This is a genomic window from Zwartia sp., assembly GCF_049655405.1.
In the GTDB taxonomy this organism is placed as follows: domain Bacteria; phylum Pseudomonadota; class Gammaproteobacteria; order Burkholderiales; family Burkholderiaceae_B; genus Zwartia.
In genome coordinates, this window is sequence record NZ_JBASJR010000013.1 from 126,081 (window position 1) to 138,810 (window position 12,730).

Annotated in this window: 13 protein-coding genes; 5 read left to right on the forward strand and 8 right to left on the reverse strand. The window is 48.8% G+C overall.

Translation table 11 applies throughout. The annotated features are described in order from the left end of the window. Positions 1–660 carry an arylesterase gene (locus WBJ47_RS12040; RefSeq protein ID WP_422243784.1) on the reverse strand — a complete coding sequence of 220 codons (660 nt, stop codon included), beginning with the start codon at positions 658–660 and terminating at the stop codon, positions 1–3. Between WBJ47_RS12040 and WBJ47_RS12045 the strand changes: the two genes are divergently transcribed. Then, positions 659–1,330 (forward strand): ABC transporter ATP-binding protein, encoded by a 672-nt coding sequence (locus WBJ47_RS12045; RefSeq protein ID WP_422243785.1) that lies wholly within the window; start codon positions 659–661, stop codon positions 1,328–1,330. The two genes, WBJ47_RS12040 and WBJ47_RS12045, sit on opposite strands and share 2 nt — an antisense overlap. Positions 1,331–1,339: 9 nt before the next feature. On the opposite strand, the gene WBJ47_RS12050 is transcribed toward WBJ47_RS12045, so the two are convergent. Further along, a complete protein-coding gene (locus WBJ47_RS12050; RefSeq protein WP_422243786.1) occupies positions 1,340–2,269 on the reverse strand; it encodes a DMT family transporter in 930 nt (309 codons plus the stop codon). A 114-nt stretch (positions 2,270–2,383) separates the two neighbouring features. On the opposite strand from WBJ47_RS12050, the gene WBJ47_RS12055 reads away from it, so the two are divergent. Next, positions 2,384–3,463 carry a TRAP transporter substrate-binding protein gene (locus WBJ47_RS12055; protein ID WP_422243787.1) on the forward strand — a complete coding sequence of 360 codons (1,080 nt, stop codon included), beginning with the start codon at positions 2,384–2,386 and terminating at the stop codon, positions 3,461–3,463. Between the two features lie 23 nt (positions 3,464–3,486). Here the strand turns inward: WBJ47_RS12055 and WBJ47_RS12060 are convergent, their stop codons facing one another. From WBJ47_RS12060 to gmk, 4 genes are all read right to left on the reverse strand, one after another. Further along, positions 3,487–4,155 (reverse strand): hypothetical protein, encoded by a 669-nt coding sequence (locus tag WBJ47_RS12060; protein WP_422243788.1) that lies wholly within the window; start codon positions 4,153–4,155, stop codon positions 3,487–3,489. Between the two features lie 8 nt (positions 4,156–4,163). Next, the gene (locus WBJ47_RS12065) at positions 4,164–6,293 is read right to left on the reverse strand and encodes a RelA/SpoT family protein (protein ID WP_424585338.1); all 2,130 of its coding nucleotides are present in this window, start codon (positions 6,291–6,293) and stop codon (positions 4,164–4,166) included. Positions 6,294–6,466: 173 nt separating this feature from the next. Then, positions 6,467–6,670, reverse strand: coding sequence for a DNA-directed RNA polymerase subunit omega (rpoZ, locus tag WBJ47_RS12070; RefSeq protein ID WP_422242768.1), 204 nt, complete (start codon positions 6,668–6,670; stop codon positions 6,467–6,469). A 59-nt stretch (positions 6,671–6,729) separates the two neighbouring features. After that, positions 6,730–7,356, reverse strand: a complete 627-nt coding sequence (gene gmk, locus WBJ47_RS12075) for a guanylate kinase (RefSeq protein WP_422242769.1) — start codon at positions 7,354–7,356, stop codon at positions 6,730–6,732. 91 nt (positions 7,357–7,447) lie between these two features. Here gmk and WBJ47_RS12080 point away from each other — a divergent pair, with 91 nt between their 5' ends. After that, on the forward strand, positions 7,448–8,314 hold the full coding sequence (locus WBJ47_RS12080; RefSeq protein ID WP_422242770.1) for a sulfurtransferase: 867 nt from the start codon (positions 7,448–7,450) through the stop codon (positions 8,312–8,314). Positions 8,315–8,359: 45 nt separating this feature from the next. Further along, positions 8,360–9,115, forward strand: a complete 756-nt coding sequence (locus WBJ47_RS12085; protein WP_422242771.1) for an SDR family oxidoreductase — start codon at positions 8,360–8,362, stop codon at positions 9,113–9,115. A 30-nt stretch (positions 9,116–9,145) separates the two neighbouring features. Here WBJ47_RS12085 and WBJ47_RS12090 read toward each other — a convergent pair whose 3' ends face one another. Continuing rightward, a complete protein-coding gene (locus WBJ47_RS12090) occupies positions 9,146–10,081 on the reverse strand; it encodes a YicC/YloC family endoribonuclease (RefSeq protein WP_422242772.1) in 936 nt (311 codons plus the stop codon). Next, a complete protein-coding gene (gene ggt, locus WBJ47_RS12095) occupies positions 10,078–11,832 on the reverse strand; it encodes a gamma-glutamyltransferase (protein WP_424585627.1) in 1,755 nt (584 codons plus the stop codon). Before ggt ends, WBJ47_RS12090 begins: the two co-directional genes overlap by 4 nt. Before the next feature lie 130 nt (positions 11,833–11,962). Here ggt and rph point away from each other — a divergent pair, with 130 nt between their 5' ends. Then, on the forward strand, positions 11,963–12,703 hold the full coding sequence (rph, locus tag WBJ47_RS12100; RefSeq protein WP_424585317.1) for a ribonuclease PH: 741 nt from the start codon (positions 11,963–11,965) through the stop codon (positions 12,701–12,703). Positions 12,704–12,730: the final 27 nt, after the last annotated feature.

The window sequence follows — 12,730 nt, forward strand, 5'->3', positions numbered from 1 at the left end:
CTACCGGAGCATGGGAACAAGTACCTTCAGTACATTTTCCATCAAGATCGGCTGTGCTTGTTCGTTAGGATGAATGGTGTCGGCCTGAAACATGGCCGCATTATCTGCAATACCTTCTAAAAAAAACGGAATGAGTGATACTTGCTCATTTTGCGCGACTTCTTCAAAAAGCTCCTTAAATGCCGTTGTGTATTCTCGACCGTAGTTGGGGGGGATTTGCATGCCGGCAAGAATAGGACGCGCACCAGCAGCCTTGATTAAGCGAACCATTTCCAACATATTGTTTTTTGTCATGTTCAGAGGCAAGCCTCGCAAGGCATCATTTGCACCAAGTTCAACTAAAACAATATTTGGTTTTGTTCGCTCTAACAAAGAGCGCAGCCGCGAAAGTCCGCCGCTGGTGGTATCTCCACTGATGCTAGCGTTAATAATTTCTACGGCAGGGTGCGTTGGCATTAGTGTGTTTTTCAACAGATCCACCCAACCAGACCCGCGTTTTAAGCCGTATTCTGCTGAAAGACTATCTCCGACAATTAGAAGGCGAAGTGGGGTTGATCCAGCTTGTTGTTGAGCTTGAGTGTAAATTGGATGAATCGAACCCAGCACAAGCCCTAGAATTCCTAGGCTGAAATGACGACGATAACGAGAGAGTAAATTCATGAATGTTGTAACCAATGCGATAGAAGTCAAAAAGCTATGTAAACAGGTATCTGATGCAACGGGAATTCTGAATATTCTAGATGACGTCAGTTTTTCAGTCGCTGCAGGAAAATCCATTGCGATCACAGGCGCTTCGGGGTCGGGCAAATCAACATTGCTTGGGCTGCTTGCAGGCTTGGACCAGCCGAGCGCAGGAGAAGTTCATTTGCTTGGCGAGTCTCTTTCCAGCATGAATGAGGACGGTCGAGCTGCATTCAGAGCCAATCACGTAGGTTTTGTTTTTCAGTCATTTCAGTTGCTACCAAACTTAACAGCTCTTGAGAACGTGATGTTGCCGCTAGAGCTTGCCGGACTTTCTGCTGCTGAACCTGCAACAAAAATGCTGGAGAGAGTAGGTTTAGGGGCGAGGCTACATCACTATCCCTCTACGCTATCTGGTGGTGAGCAGCAGCGTGTGTCTATCGCCCGTGCTTTTGTTCAGCGTCCAGTCCTCATTTTTGCTGATGAACCTACTGGCAGTCTTGATGAAGCGACAGGCTCAACCATCATTGATCTAATGTTTGAGATGGCTGCTCAACAGGGCACAACCCTTGTGCTTGTGACACACGACACTTCACTTGCGGCCCGTTGCGATCGACAAATTGTCCTGCAAGGCGGCCGTCTCATATAGTGGTCAGTGCTAGGCACGACTACGTCGCCATTCGATCAAGCTATTGACGATCCCGCTCGCACAAATAATACCGATTCCGATCCACGTAATCGAGTCAGGCAAATGCGCCCACACCAGCCATCCTAGCGTCGCGGCAAAAGTAATCTGCACATAAATGAAAGGTGCAAGAAGTGAGGCGGGTGCAAAGCGATAAGATTGAATTTGCAAAAGATGTCCTAGACCTCCCGCCACTCCACTGAGTAATAAAAATGTCCAATTTAAGGGGCTGAGGTTGTTGAGCGTGTCGAGTGCCGCTGGCAAAACAAAAGGCAGACTAAGCGTTAAGGCAGCGGTACCAATCGCGCCGCTCCACAGCACCGTTGTAAAGGAGCTATCTTGAGCAAGCATTCTGGATAAAAGATGTTGCGCCGTAAAAAGGCATGCGGTAATTAAACCCATGATCACGCCCATTGTGGGCAACCCTGCCGAGGGTCGCACAACAATCAGCACCCCGATCAGCCCAACTCCAGCAGCAATCCATCGAGATTTGCGTATCGGTTCTTTGAGAATCCAAGGTGCAATGGACAACATCAAAAGGGGGGCAATAAATATCAGTGCTGTTGCCTCAGCTTGATGCAAATAACTGAGAGATGTAAAAAAGGAAAGTGCCGAACCCAACATGGCAGCAGCCCGCAAGCATTGAAGTTTTGGATTTTTGCTTTTAAAAACACCCAAACCCCGACTCGGCAAAATAATTGCCATCAACAAGATTAAATGGATGGCGTATCTGAACCAACAAAAAACAAGGAGGGGAACACCGGCCGCCATGATCCATTTGCCCATTCCATCCAGAAGAGTCAGAAGCAGCAATGATAGAAGGAGAGAGGCAATACCCAAAAGAGGTTGCTGTGCCGGAAATGCGAATGCTGCTGAGGCACTTGGGTGAGAGACCCGGGACATCGACCAAACTCCTGAAAATAAAGGGTAACGCAAAGCGAACATCCGCCTAGTGCTGCGATCATACGCCTGTTATTTAACTTGTGTCCCATCAAAGCCTTGCTAAAATGAGCATCTATGATGATCTCTCTTTCTTTTTTGACAGCGTGTCGCGTATTCATTACCTCCACAGTGATTGGAATGTTCCTGGGGGTCGCCGCTCAGGTTTCTGCTGAGCCACTTCCCATCACAGAACTCAATGTCGTGGGTGGTATCAGCAGTCGACTCACTTATATTGATGTGGAGCGGCCGTTCTGGTCTCAAACCTTGTCAGATCGCTCCCAAGCGTCTGTGACTGCACAGATCAAGGGTTTTGATGAAATGGGCCTCAAAGGGCAAGAACTGCTTCCTTTGATGAGTCAAGGTGTGATCGAGTTTGGTGTGCTCCCGCTATCTTATTACGCACCCACGATACCTGTTCTTGAGGCTGTCGATATTGCAGGGCTCGCCACAGACTCAAAGACTGCGCGAGAGTCGGTCACTGCCTTTACCCCTGTATTAAGCCATCACTTTGCTTCTGCCAATCAAGTTAAGCTGCTGGGTACTGCACCCTATGGCGCCCAGATATTTTTCTGTCGTACAGACGTGCGTAGCGTAGCTGACTTCAAAGGCTTAACAATTCGCACCATCACGCGCACACAGGGTGAGTTAGTTGAAGCGCTCGGTGCCAAAAGCGTCAGTCTTCCTTTTAGCGAAGTTTTTCAGGCGCTTGAAAAGAAGTCGATTCATTGTGCGATTGCAGGCGCGCTCACTGGATTCAATGCCAAATGGTATGCAGTCTCGACCCATTTATACGCCTTGCCAGTTGGATGGAATCAAGAGGTTCACGCTGTCAACCTCAAGGCTTGGGAGAAACTTCCCGAAGCCATTCAAGTTTTTGTTGAGTTAAACCTCAAAGAACTCATCAACAGCTTATGGATTTTTTCCGACAAACTGACTCAACGCGGTATTGAGTGCAACACTGGTAGCAAAGAATGCTTATCTGCTCCCAGAGGGCAAATGACACTTGTACAGCCAACGCAAGCTGATTTGGCGTTAGTCAAACGCATTTCAACCCAAAAGGTTTTAACCAAATGGGCTGAGAGATGCACCGAGGCATGCGTAGCTGACTACAACCAAACGATTGGCAAGCTGCAAAAAAATAGCGTAAAGAAATAAAAGGCTGATAAAAATTTAGGCACTTACTTGAGGTCGCTGGCACGCAGATCCCACAGTAGCCTAAAGGTGTGTTGTGCATTGCTTGTCAGCTTGAGGCGAGCAACCATCCAAGCACCCGCCGCCTCTGCGCTAGCCAAGGTAGTCGTATCAATCACCATGTAAGGCTCCAGAACTCTTTTGCTCGCATCCTCGGAGGGCAAAGGAGTCGACAGAGTCGAATCTGGTGTTAACACGCGGAGAGCAATCACACCTGACACTTCGCGGCACAGCGCATCTGTCAACGCCAACGCTGCTTGAGCATTCTCGTCTGAACCCAAACAGATCAAGCTGACAACAGCCCCCGTTCCTGCACCCATGACTTCAGTGACTGCATTCACACGTCGATTCGTATTGTGCATCGCGCTAAAGTTACGCACAGACCATTCGGTTTGATTTTCAAATGCCTTGCGGTAGGGTGCACTCGTAAAAATATGCAAAGTGTCTGTGCGGTAGAGCGCCAAGTAAGGTCTGGGAGCGGTCTCAGAATGATAGCGACGCGACCACTGAAAACCAGGAATCGAGGCGCGCTCTTGCATATGTTCAGTGTCGTACCACTGGTTAAAATCTTCTTCCTTTTCAGGAGCGATATCTGTCCAAATTAAAAGCTCACCCATTGCATTGAGCGACCGATCAATCACCACTGATTTTGACATGATAGAAATTATCCTTTGGTACGTATGATTTTTTTAACTTGCGGCACGTGTCGTATCGAACGGAATACCTGCGCCAGATGACGACGGCTATCAACTTGAACTGTGAGATTCAACACGACGGTTGCCATTGCGTCATCATGCATTGTCACGTGAATGATATTTGAGTCAGCCTGAGCAACCTCGGCAGCAATGCGACTCAACACACCTCTTTCATTTTTAGCAACAATTTCGATCCGCGCAGACAGGTGTTTGGCAGTTTCCTCATCCCATGCAACTTCAACCCATCGTTCAGGCTCTTTAGCGCGTGCCCGAATCGCAACAGGACATTCAGACGTATGCACGACCAGTCCATGACCCACACGGATACCTGCAATGATTTGGTCACCAGGTAGGGGACCACAGCAGGGCGCAAGCTGAACTCCCTGTCCTTCGTTTCCGTGAATCTGTATCGGTGTTAACTTGGCAGAGGTCATTTCATCATCTGCTGCCGCTGTTGTGGCGATCAGAGGGTGGTCAGGTGCGAATCTTCTGGCAACCACTGCGGCCAATCTTTTACCTAGGCCAATATCTGCAAGTATTTCTTCTCTTGACTTTGCGCCGCTTGACCGAGCAAGCTTTTCCCAAATAGGATCGTCACTCTCAGGAAGGCTCAGTTTGATTTCGCTGAGTGCTTGCGTCAGGAGTCGCTCGCCAAAAGCCGCTGACTCATCATATTGCACCGTGCGAAGATAGTGTCGAATCTCTGAGCGGGCACGACCCGTTCGCGCGTAATTGAGCCATTGGGCACTCGGCCGCGAAGTTTGAGAGGTCGTGATCGAAATGGAATCACCATTCGCAAGTTCCGTTCGTAGCGGCACATCCTCACCGTTTACTTTCGAAGCGACGGCATGATTACCCACATCCGTGTGAATGGAGTAGGCAAAATCAATCACTGTTGCGCCGCGCGGTAGGGAAACAATCTTACCTTTAGGCGTAAACACATAGACGGCATCTGGAAATAAATCCACCTTGACGTGTTCGAGGAACTCGGTCGAGTCGCCTGTTTGATTTTGAATGTCCAATAAAGATTGCAAAGACTTACTGGTGCGACTTTGAATGTCTTGGAGATTAGACTGATCGCCTTTGTAAAGCCAATGTGCAGCCACGCCTTCTTCGGCGACTTGGTGCATATCGTGTGTTCTGAACTGAAACTCGATTGGGGTACCAAAGGGCCCCACCAGAGTTGTGTGCAATGACTGATAACCGTTTATTTTTGGGATGGCAATATAGTCTTTAAATTTACCTGGTACAGGACGATAAAGCTGGTGAACAATACCCATGGCCATGTAGCACTCAGGCAAGGTTCTGACGATCACGCGAAAACCATAGATATCTAATACGTTCGATAAGCTTTTCTTTTGTTTCACCATCTTGTTATAGATGGCATAAAGCGTTTTTTCGCGACCTCTTACTTCACTTTCAATGCCTGCTGCCGGAAGAGCTGCTCTGACTTGTTCGTCGATGCGCGTGAGCACTTCGCGTCTGTTACCGCGCGCAGCCATCACGGCTTTCTCCAAGACCAAATATCGATTTGGATAAATCGCACCAAAGCAAAGATCTTGCAATTCACGGTAAAGGGCGTTAAGGCCCAAGCGATGCGCAATAGGCGCGTAGATGTCGAGTGTTTCGCGCGCCACACGTCGACGCTTTTCGGGACTCACTGCATCAAGCGTACGCATGTTGTGCAGGCGATCTGCGAGCTTGATAAGGATGACACGGATGTCTCGTGCCATTGCGAGCAACATCTTTCGGAAGCTTTCCGCCTGCTGTTGTGCTTTGCTAGCAAACTCGAGCCGGTCTAGTTTTGAGAGTCCGTCTACCAGTTCTGCGACTTCGGGACCAAATTTCTCGAACAACTCTTGTTTCGCGATATCTTGGTCTTCCATGACATCATGCAAGAGCGCTGCACGAATGGCATCCACATCAAGTTTCCAGCCAGCGCAAATTTCAGCGACCGATATAGGATGGCTGATATAGGGAGATCCGCTAGAGCGAAACTGCCCGAGGTGTGCTTGGTCTGAAAAACGATAGGCGTCGCGAACGAGTGCGATATCTTTTGTATCCAGATATCCATCCAGCAAAAGCTGGAGCGAAGCCATTGAAGCAATCGCTGGTTCTGTTTCTGTGATAACTGGGGTCGCGGAGCCCGATACTGCGCCAAGTCTTTCTTGAGGGGCAGTGGGCCTTCGTGTCAGACGAGAGCCGACGCGAAGGGCGGCCAATAACCCGGATGATGCGTACCGAAGTCCGGGAAAGGCCATGTTTATCCTGCTTAGGTTGGAACCTTGCGAAGCATTTCAATGCCGGTCAGGCCTGCGGAAATTTCGCGCAGGGCAGTCACAGTAGGTTTGTCTTTGCTATCGAGGCGTGCAGCGTGGCCTTGAGCCAGCTCACGGGCACGATAAGTCGCAGCGAGCGTGAGCTTAAAGCGGTTAGGGATGTGCTCGAGGCAATCGTCAACAGTGATACGGGCCATGGAAGTCCTGTCAGAAGGGAATTAAAGCAATAAGAGGCTAAGTATACCGTCAGCCTGATTCAAGGAAGCAGCTTGAGTGATCTGAACAGATCTGGATGTCGGGCCAATTGACGAGGATAACGTAATTTGGCGGTTTCAATGATCTGACTCAGTTGCGTCAATGCAATGCTAAAGTCTTGATTAATAATAACATATTCAAACTCTGGGGCGTGTGAAATTTCCTCACTCGCTGCCTCGATTCGACGCTCAATCACGAACTCCGCATCTTGACCACGCTGAGTTAAACGTTCTCTAAGGGTCGAAATAGAGGGAGGCAAAATAAAGACGCCTATTGCCTCTGGAAATAATCTTTTTACTTGCTGAGCACCTTGCCAATCGATTTCAAGCAAAATGTCTTGCCCAAACGCAACCGCTTGGTCAATTTTGTCACGAGGCGTACCGTAAAAATTACCGTGCACCTCAGCCCATTCGAGCAGCTGGTCGCTTTGACGCATTGCATCAAAATCGGTTTTGCTCACAAAACGATAGTCTTTACCGTTCACTTCGCCCGATCGCGCCGCACGTGTCGTGCAAGATACAGATAGACAAAGGGTTGGGTCACGCGCGAGCAGCGCGTTGACTAAACTGGACTTGCCAGCCCCACTCGGGGCGACAACCATAAATACGTTTCCGGCAACCAGTGACATAGGTGACAATGGAAAGAAGTTAATTAATATAAAAGCATAGCAGAGTGCTCAACCAAACAACCAAAAAGCAGACATAAGGAAAGACAGGATCATGAAGACACCACACTTAATCACAGTTGCAGAGCTCCAGAGTCAACTCGCACAACAGCCTGAAAAAGTTTTAATTTGTGACTGTCGCTACGATTTGGTGGATCCGGAGCTTGGCAAGCGTGCCTATGAGTCTGGTCATATACCGGGTGCTATTTATCTCAATTTAGGTAAGGTATTGAGTGGGAAGTCTAATGGTACGAATGGACGGCATCCTTTACCTGAACCTGAGCAGTTAGCGAATGATCTCGCAGCACTCGGTGTGAACGCGGATACTTTGATTGTGGCCTACGACTCGGCTGGCGCCTCATATGCCGCTCGCTTGTGGTGGTGTGCGCGTTGGGTCGGTCACCAACATGTTGTTGTTTTAGATGGAGCGATTGAAGCCTGGACGCAAGCTGGCCTGCCACTTTTAAGTGAAACGACACCTGCAAAACCACCTGGAAACTTTAAACGCAGTACATCCCTGACCAAAACAGTTCAGTATGCTGACGTGCTTGCAGGACTTGGGCGCTCTGACCGTCTCATTATCGATGGTCGACCCAGTGATCGTTTTGAGGGTTTGAATGAAACCTTGGATCCAAAAGCAGGTCACATCCCAGGTTCGCTCAGCCGCTTTTCTAAAAATAATCTGGACTCAAATTCTCACTTTAAGTCACCCGAAATTCTTAAAGCCGAATTTACTTCTTTAATGGGGCAGCACACGCCAGAGCAGCTTGTTGCGAGTTGTGGTTCAGGCGTTGCCGCGTGCCATCTTTTACTCGCAATGGAATTGGCCGGACTGCAGGGGGCTGCACTGTATGGTGGCTCTTGGAGTGAGTGGTGTGCCCAGCCCGGCGCGCCTGTTGAGACCGGCAAAGCTTCGATTTAAAATTTAAAACTGCCCAAGACAGGGCAATGAACATAAGGAATAAAAATGTCTGAACTCAAGGTTGCGGTGATTACTGGTGCGGGCTCTGGTATTGGCCGCGCGGTGGCAATTCATTTAGCACGCGCTGGTTATCAAGTTGCACTGGCAGGACGTCGAGCCGATGCGCTCGAAGAAACAAAAAAAGAGGGCGGAGATGTTTCAGCCAATCTCCATCCTATTGTCACGGATGTCAGCGATGAAAACTCAGTCAATGCTCTGTTTGCTGAGGTAGTGCGCCGCTGGGGAAGATTAGATGTTTTATTCAACAATGCTGGACGTGGTGGTCCTCCAGTACCCATTGAGGATTTACCGGTCGAAATTTGGAAAGATATTGTCAATATCAATCTGACGGGAATGTTTTTATGCGCACAAGCCGCGATTCGCATCATGAAGTCGCAGACGCCACAAGGTGGTCGCATTATCAATAATGGTTCAATCTCGGCGCATGCGCCACGACCATTTTCAATTGGGTATACGTCGACTAAACATGCTGTGACAGGCTTAACAAAGTCTATTTCACTGGATACGCGTGCGTACCGCATCGCTTGTAGTCAGATTGATATCGGCAATGCAGCTACGCCGATGACCGAGCGCATGACCAAAGGTGTACCTCAACCAGATGGCTCGACACGAGTCGAGCCTCGCATGGATGTGAATCACGTTGCACAAACCATTACTCAAATGGTGAGCTTTCCGCTGGAAACAAACGTCCAGTTTGTCACGATTATGGCAACGACCATGCCGTTTGTTGGACGAGGCTAACCTGCAATTAAAGAACAGGCGAGTGATCGTTCATTCAATATTCATCGCCTGTTCTTTCATCTGTTCAATGAGCAATTTAAGATCAATCGCAGCCTTTGACATTTCCAAGCTTCCAGCCTTGGAGCCGAGTGTATTGGCCTCTCGGTTCATTTCTTGAAATAAAAAATCTAGTCTTTTTCCAGCGCTACCGCGCGGGGTATTGTTTTTTAATTTAGCTGAAGATCCAGAATCATCCTGAAGTAGAAACTCTAATTCAGTGAGGTGAGATTTCAAGCGCGCAAGCTCCTCTGCCACATCAATACGCAAAGCAAACAAGCTCGATTCACTCGCCAAGCGTTCTGAGAGCTCAGCTCCAGAGATGTGAGTAAAGCCTGCAGGAAAAGCATTTTGAATCGTCTCACGTAACTTTTGCGCGAGACGCTCTTTCTGTGTGGCCAGCAATAGAGGCATTTGTTGCTCCACTTCACAGACAATCACGTTGATTTGAGTGGCTGTCTCTAACATTGCTCGGGCGAGCCGTTGCCCCTCTCTCAGTCGTCCAGCGGAGAGCTCGACGAGTGCGAACTCTAGAGCCGCCTGACAAGCTGCCAGCCATAGATCCGGATCCACTTGTACGTGTTGTGCACCGCTCAAGTTCATGATCTCCGACAAAGTTGGAGAAGCTGTTTCAGGTAAAACCTGTCTGACACGATGGAGTTGAGCTGCCGCGCGAAGCAAAACATCTTCAGAGATCTCCGCTTGCTCTGAAGATTGTGTGCGGCTGAAATGTGCTCTGACTTCAACTTTACCGCGAGAGAGTTCTGAAGATAAACGTTCTTTAATGGTTTGCTCGGCGAGTCTTAACTCATCTGGCAGTCGAAATTGCACATCAAGAAATCGGCTATTGACCGATCTGAGTTCGACCGTCACAGAACCAAAAAAACTTTCGGATTTGCCGCTACCAAAAGCAGTCATACTTTTAATCATTGCATACTCTCTATACCGATCGCTGCGCCATCGGGGTTACGGGGATCTGATGCGCCAAAAAACATATGGCCTTGTTGCTGAACGGTTTGCACACGACCCATTGTTGGCATCACGCGTACTTCATGTCCTTTATCCTTCAGTAATTGAATGGTATCGGGACTAATGCCTCGCTCAATTCGCAAATAGTCTGGCATCCATTGATGGTGCACTCTCGGCATCGAAAGGGCTTCAGCAATATTCATTTTAAAGTCAATCGTATTCAGGATAATTTGCAAAACGGTCGTGATGATTCTCGCACCTCCAGGCGTTCCTGTTGCGATCCAAGGCTGTCCGTCTTTAAGCATAATGACAGGCGACATTGAACTTAAGGGACGTTTACCTGGCTCGATGGCGTTAGCCGATCCACCCAGTAAACCAAAGGCATTCGGTGCGCCTGGTTTAGCTGAAAAATCATCCATTTCGTTATTGAGTAGAACTCCCGTTCCACGCGCAACAATTCCTGAGCCGAAATTCAAATTCAGTGTGTAAGTACAGCTGACAACATTACCCATCCGATCCATGACGGAAAAGTGTGTCGTTTGCTCACTTTCAAAGTCGCCTGCAGGACCTGCTCGCACCTGTTTACTCAAGGTTGCGCGGTTCTGCTGAATGTTTGCTGATAGACGATTAGCATAGACTTTAGAGGTCAGACCGCGCTGAGGGACTTTGACAAAGTCCGGATCACCAAGGTACTCGGCACGATCTGCATACGCAAGACGAGCACTCTCGGCAATTAAATGAATCGTTTGAGCGCTCCCTGCACCGTACTCAGACAGAGGGAAACCCTCAAGCATATTCAACATTTGAATCAGGTGGACACCACCGGAGCTTGGGGCAGGCATGGAGAGGACCTCTACGCCACGATATATTCCTTTGACAGGTTCACGTTGAGCAACGCGATACTGTTCAAGATCGCTCAAACTCATCGGACGGGTGGTTGAGGATAGTGTATCAACGATACGCTTGGCAATCTCACCTTTATAAAACCCATCTGCACCCAAACGCGCAATCGTTCGCAACGTTCTGGCTAAATCCGGCTGCAACAATCTTTCACCTGCGGAGTAAGTCGTCAAGCTTGAAGAGGGGCATTCAGATAGTATGCAATCGACTGAATCCGGTAAGCGTTTAAAAAACACCTCTTTTGTAGATGGCCAACGCTCAAGGTGTTTTCTCTGCAAACTAAATTGTTGAGCTAATACAGGACTGACGATAAAGCCATCTTCGGCGAGTTTGATTGCAGGCGCCAGTAAACGCGCAAGGGGTAAGCTGCCATATTGTTTTGCTGCAAACGTTAATCCAGCGACCGTTCCAGGTACCGCGACAGAATAGGGCGTGCGGGTGGATTTGCCAGGAATGACTTGACCACTATCATTTAGAAACATTTCACGAGTAGCGGCAGAAGGAGCCGTTTCACGGAAATCTAATGCATATGTTGAGGCACTTTTAGCTTCACGAACTAACATAAAGCCACCGCCACCTAGATTGCCGGCATTAGGGAGCACAACTGCCAGAGCAAAACCAACGGCCACGGCGGCATCAATCGCATTACCACCTTGCTGCAAGATGTCAGCACCGACTTGACTGGCCAGAACTTGTTCTGAAGCAACCATGCCTCCTGAGGCACGAACTGGATGAAATATTTCAAGAGCGTTGTCATATCGAGTCACAGCGACGTTTTCAGACTGGGCAAAAACCCCCTGCGATATCAGCAAACTAAAGGAGAAACCTATCCCGAACAAGACAGAGCAGTGACCGCTGCGTATACTGTGATGATGAGGTCTTATTTTGCGGTGAAGTGGCTTCATAGTCCCTTCTGATCGTCAATGAATGTGAGAGCACAACGTGTCAAATACTAGCATTAGCCAAGGGCGCCTTTCAGGCAGAAATCTCGATGAACTTCGAGTCGTCAAGGTTCAGAGAAACTTTACGCGTTATGCGGAAGGTTCTGTTTTGTTTTGTATGGGCGAAACACAAGTCCTTTGTACTGCAAGCGTACTTGAAAAAGTGCCCCCGTTTTTAAAAGGAAAAGGTCAGGGATGGGTGACTGCCGAGTACGGAATGCTCCCGCGTGCGACACATACGCGTTCTGATCGTGAAGCGGCACGAGGCAAGCAGTCCGGTCGAACACAAGAAATTCAGCGCTTAATTGGTCGTAGTTTGCGAGCGGTCATCGATATGGAGGCACTGGGCGAACGCACCATTCAAGTGGATTGTGACGTTCTGCAAGCCGACGGCGGCACACGTTGCGCCAGCATTACAGGTGCATGGATTGCAGTCGCCGATGCAGTGGAGGGCTTACTGTCAAAAGGTGTCATTACACAAAACCCAATCAAAGATTCAGTTGCTGCAATCTCAGTCGGTATGGTGAACGGACAACCCACACTTGATCTTGACTATCCCGAAGATTCGGGCTGTGATGCTGACATGAATGTTGTCATGACTGGTGCAGGACGTTACGTCGAGGTTCAGGGCACAGCGGAGGGCCATGCTTTTGATCGAAGCGAGCTCAACGCTCTACTCAGCCTCGCGGAACAGGGAATTTTGACTCTAAAAGAAAAACAAAAAAAAGCCCGAGAAAGCTAGCTTTTTCGGGCATCTTGAGTTTTTCCA

Coding starts and splice junctions, on each gene's coding strand:
- WBJ47_RS12045 (WP_422243785.1), top strand. CDS start 659: ATGAATGTTGTAACCAATGCGATAGAAGTCAAAAAGCTATGTAAACAG.
- WBJ47_RS12040 (WP_422243784.1), bottom strand. CDS start 660: ATGAATTTACTCTCTCGTTATCGTCGTCATTTCAGCCTAGGAATTCTA.
- WBJ47_RS12050 (WP_422243786.1), bottom strand. CDS start 2,269: ATGTCCCGGGTCTCTCACCCAAGTGCCTCAGCAGCATTCGCATTTCCG.
- WBJ47_RS12055 (WP_422243787.1), top strand. CDS start 2,384: ATGATGATCTCTCTTTCTTTTTTGACAGCGTGTCGCGTATTCATTACC.
- WBJ47_RS12060 (WP_422243788.1), bottom strand. CDS start 4,155: ATGTCAAAATCAGTGGTGATTGATCGGTCGCTCAATGCAATGGGTGAG.
- WBJ47_RS12065 (WP_424585338.1), bottom strand. CDS start 6,293: ATGGCTTCGCTCCAGCTTTTGCTGGATGGATATCTGGATACAAAAGAT.
- rpoZ (WP_422242768.1), bottom strand. CDS start 6,670: ATGGCCCGTATCACTGTTGACGATTGCCTCGAGCACATCCCTAACCGC.
- gmk (WP_422242769.1), bottom strand. CDS start 7,356: ATGTCACTGGTTGCCGGAAACGTATTTATGGTTGTCGCCCCGAGTGGG.
- WBJ47_RS12080 (WP_422242770.1), top strand. CDS start 7,448: ATGAAGACACCACACTTAATCACAGTTGCAGAGCTCCAGAGTCAACTC.
- WBJ47_RS12085 (WP_422242771.1), top strand. CDS start 8,360: ATGTCTGAACTCAAGGTTGCGGTGATTACTGGTGCGGGCTCTGGTATT.
- WBJ47_RS12090 (WP_422242772.1), bottom strand. CDS start 10,081: ATGATTAAAAGTATGACTGCTTTTGGTAGCGGCAAATCCGAAAGTTTT.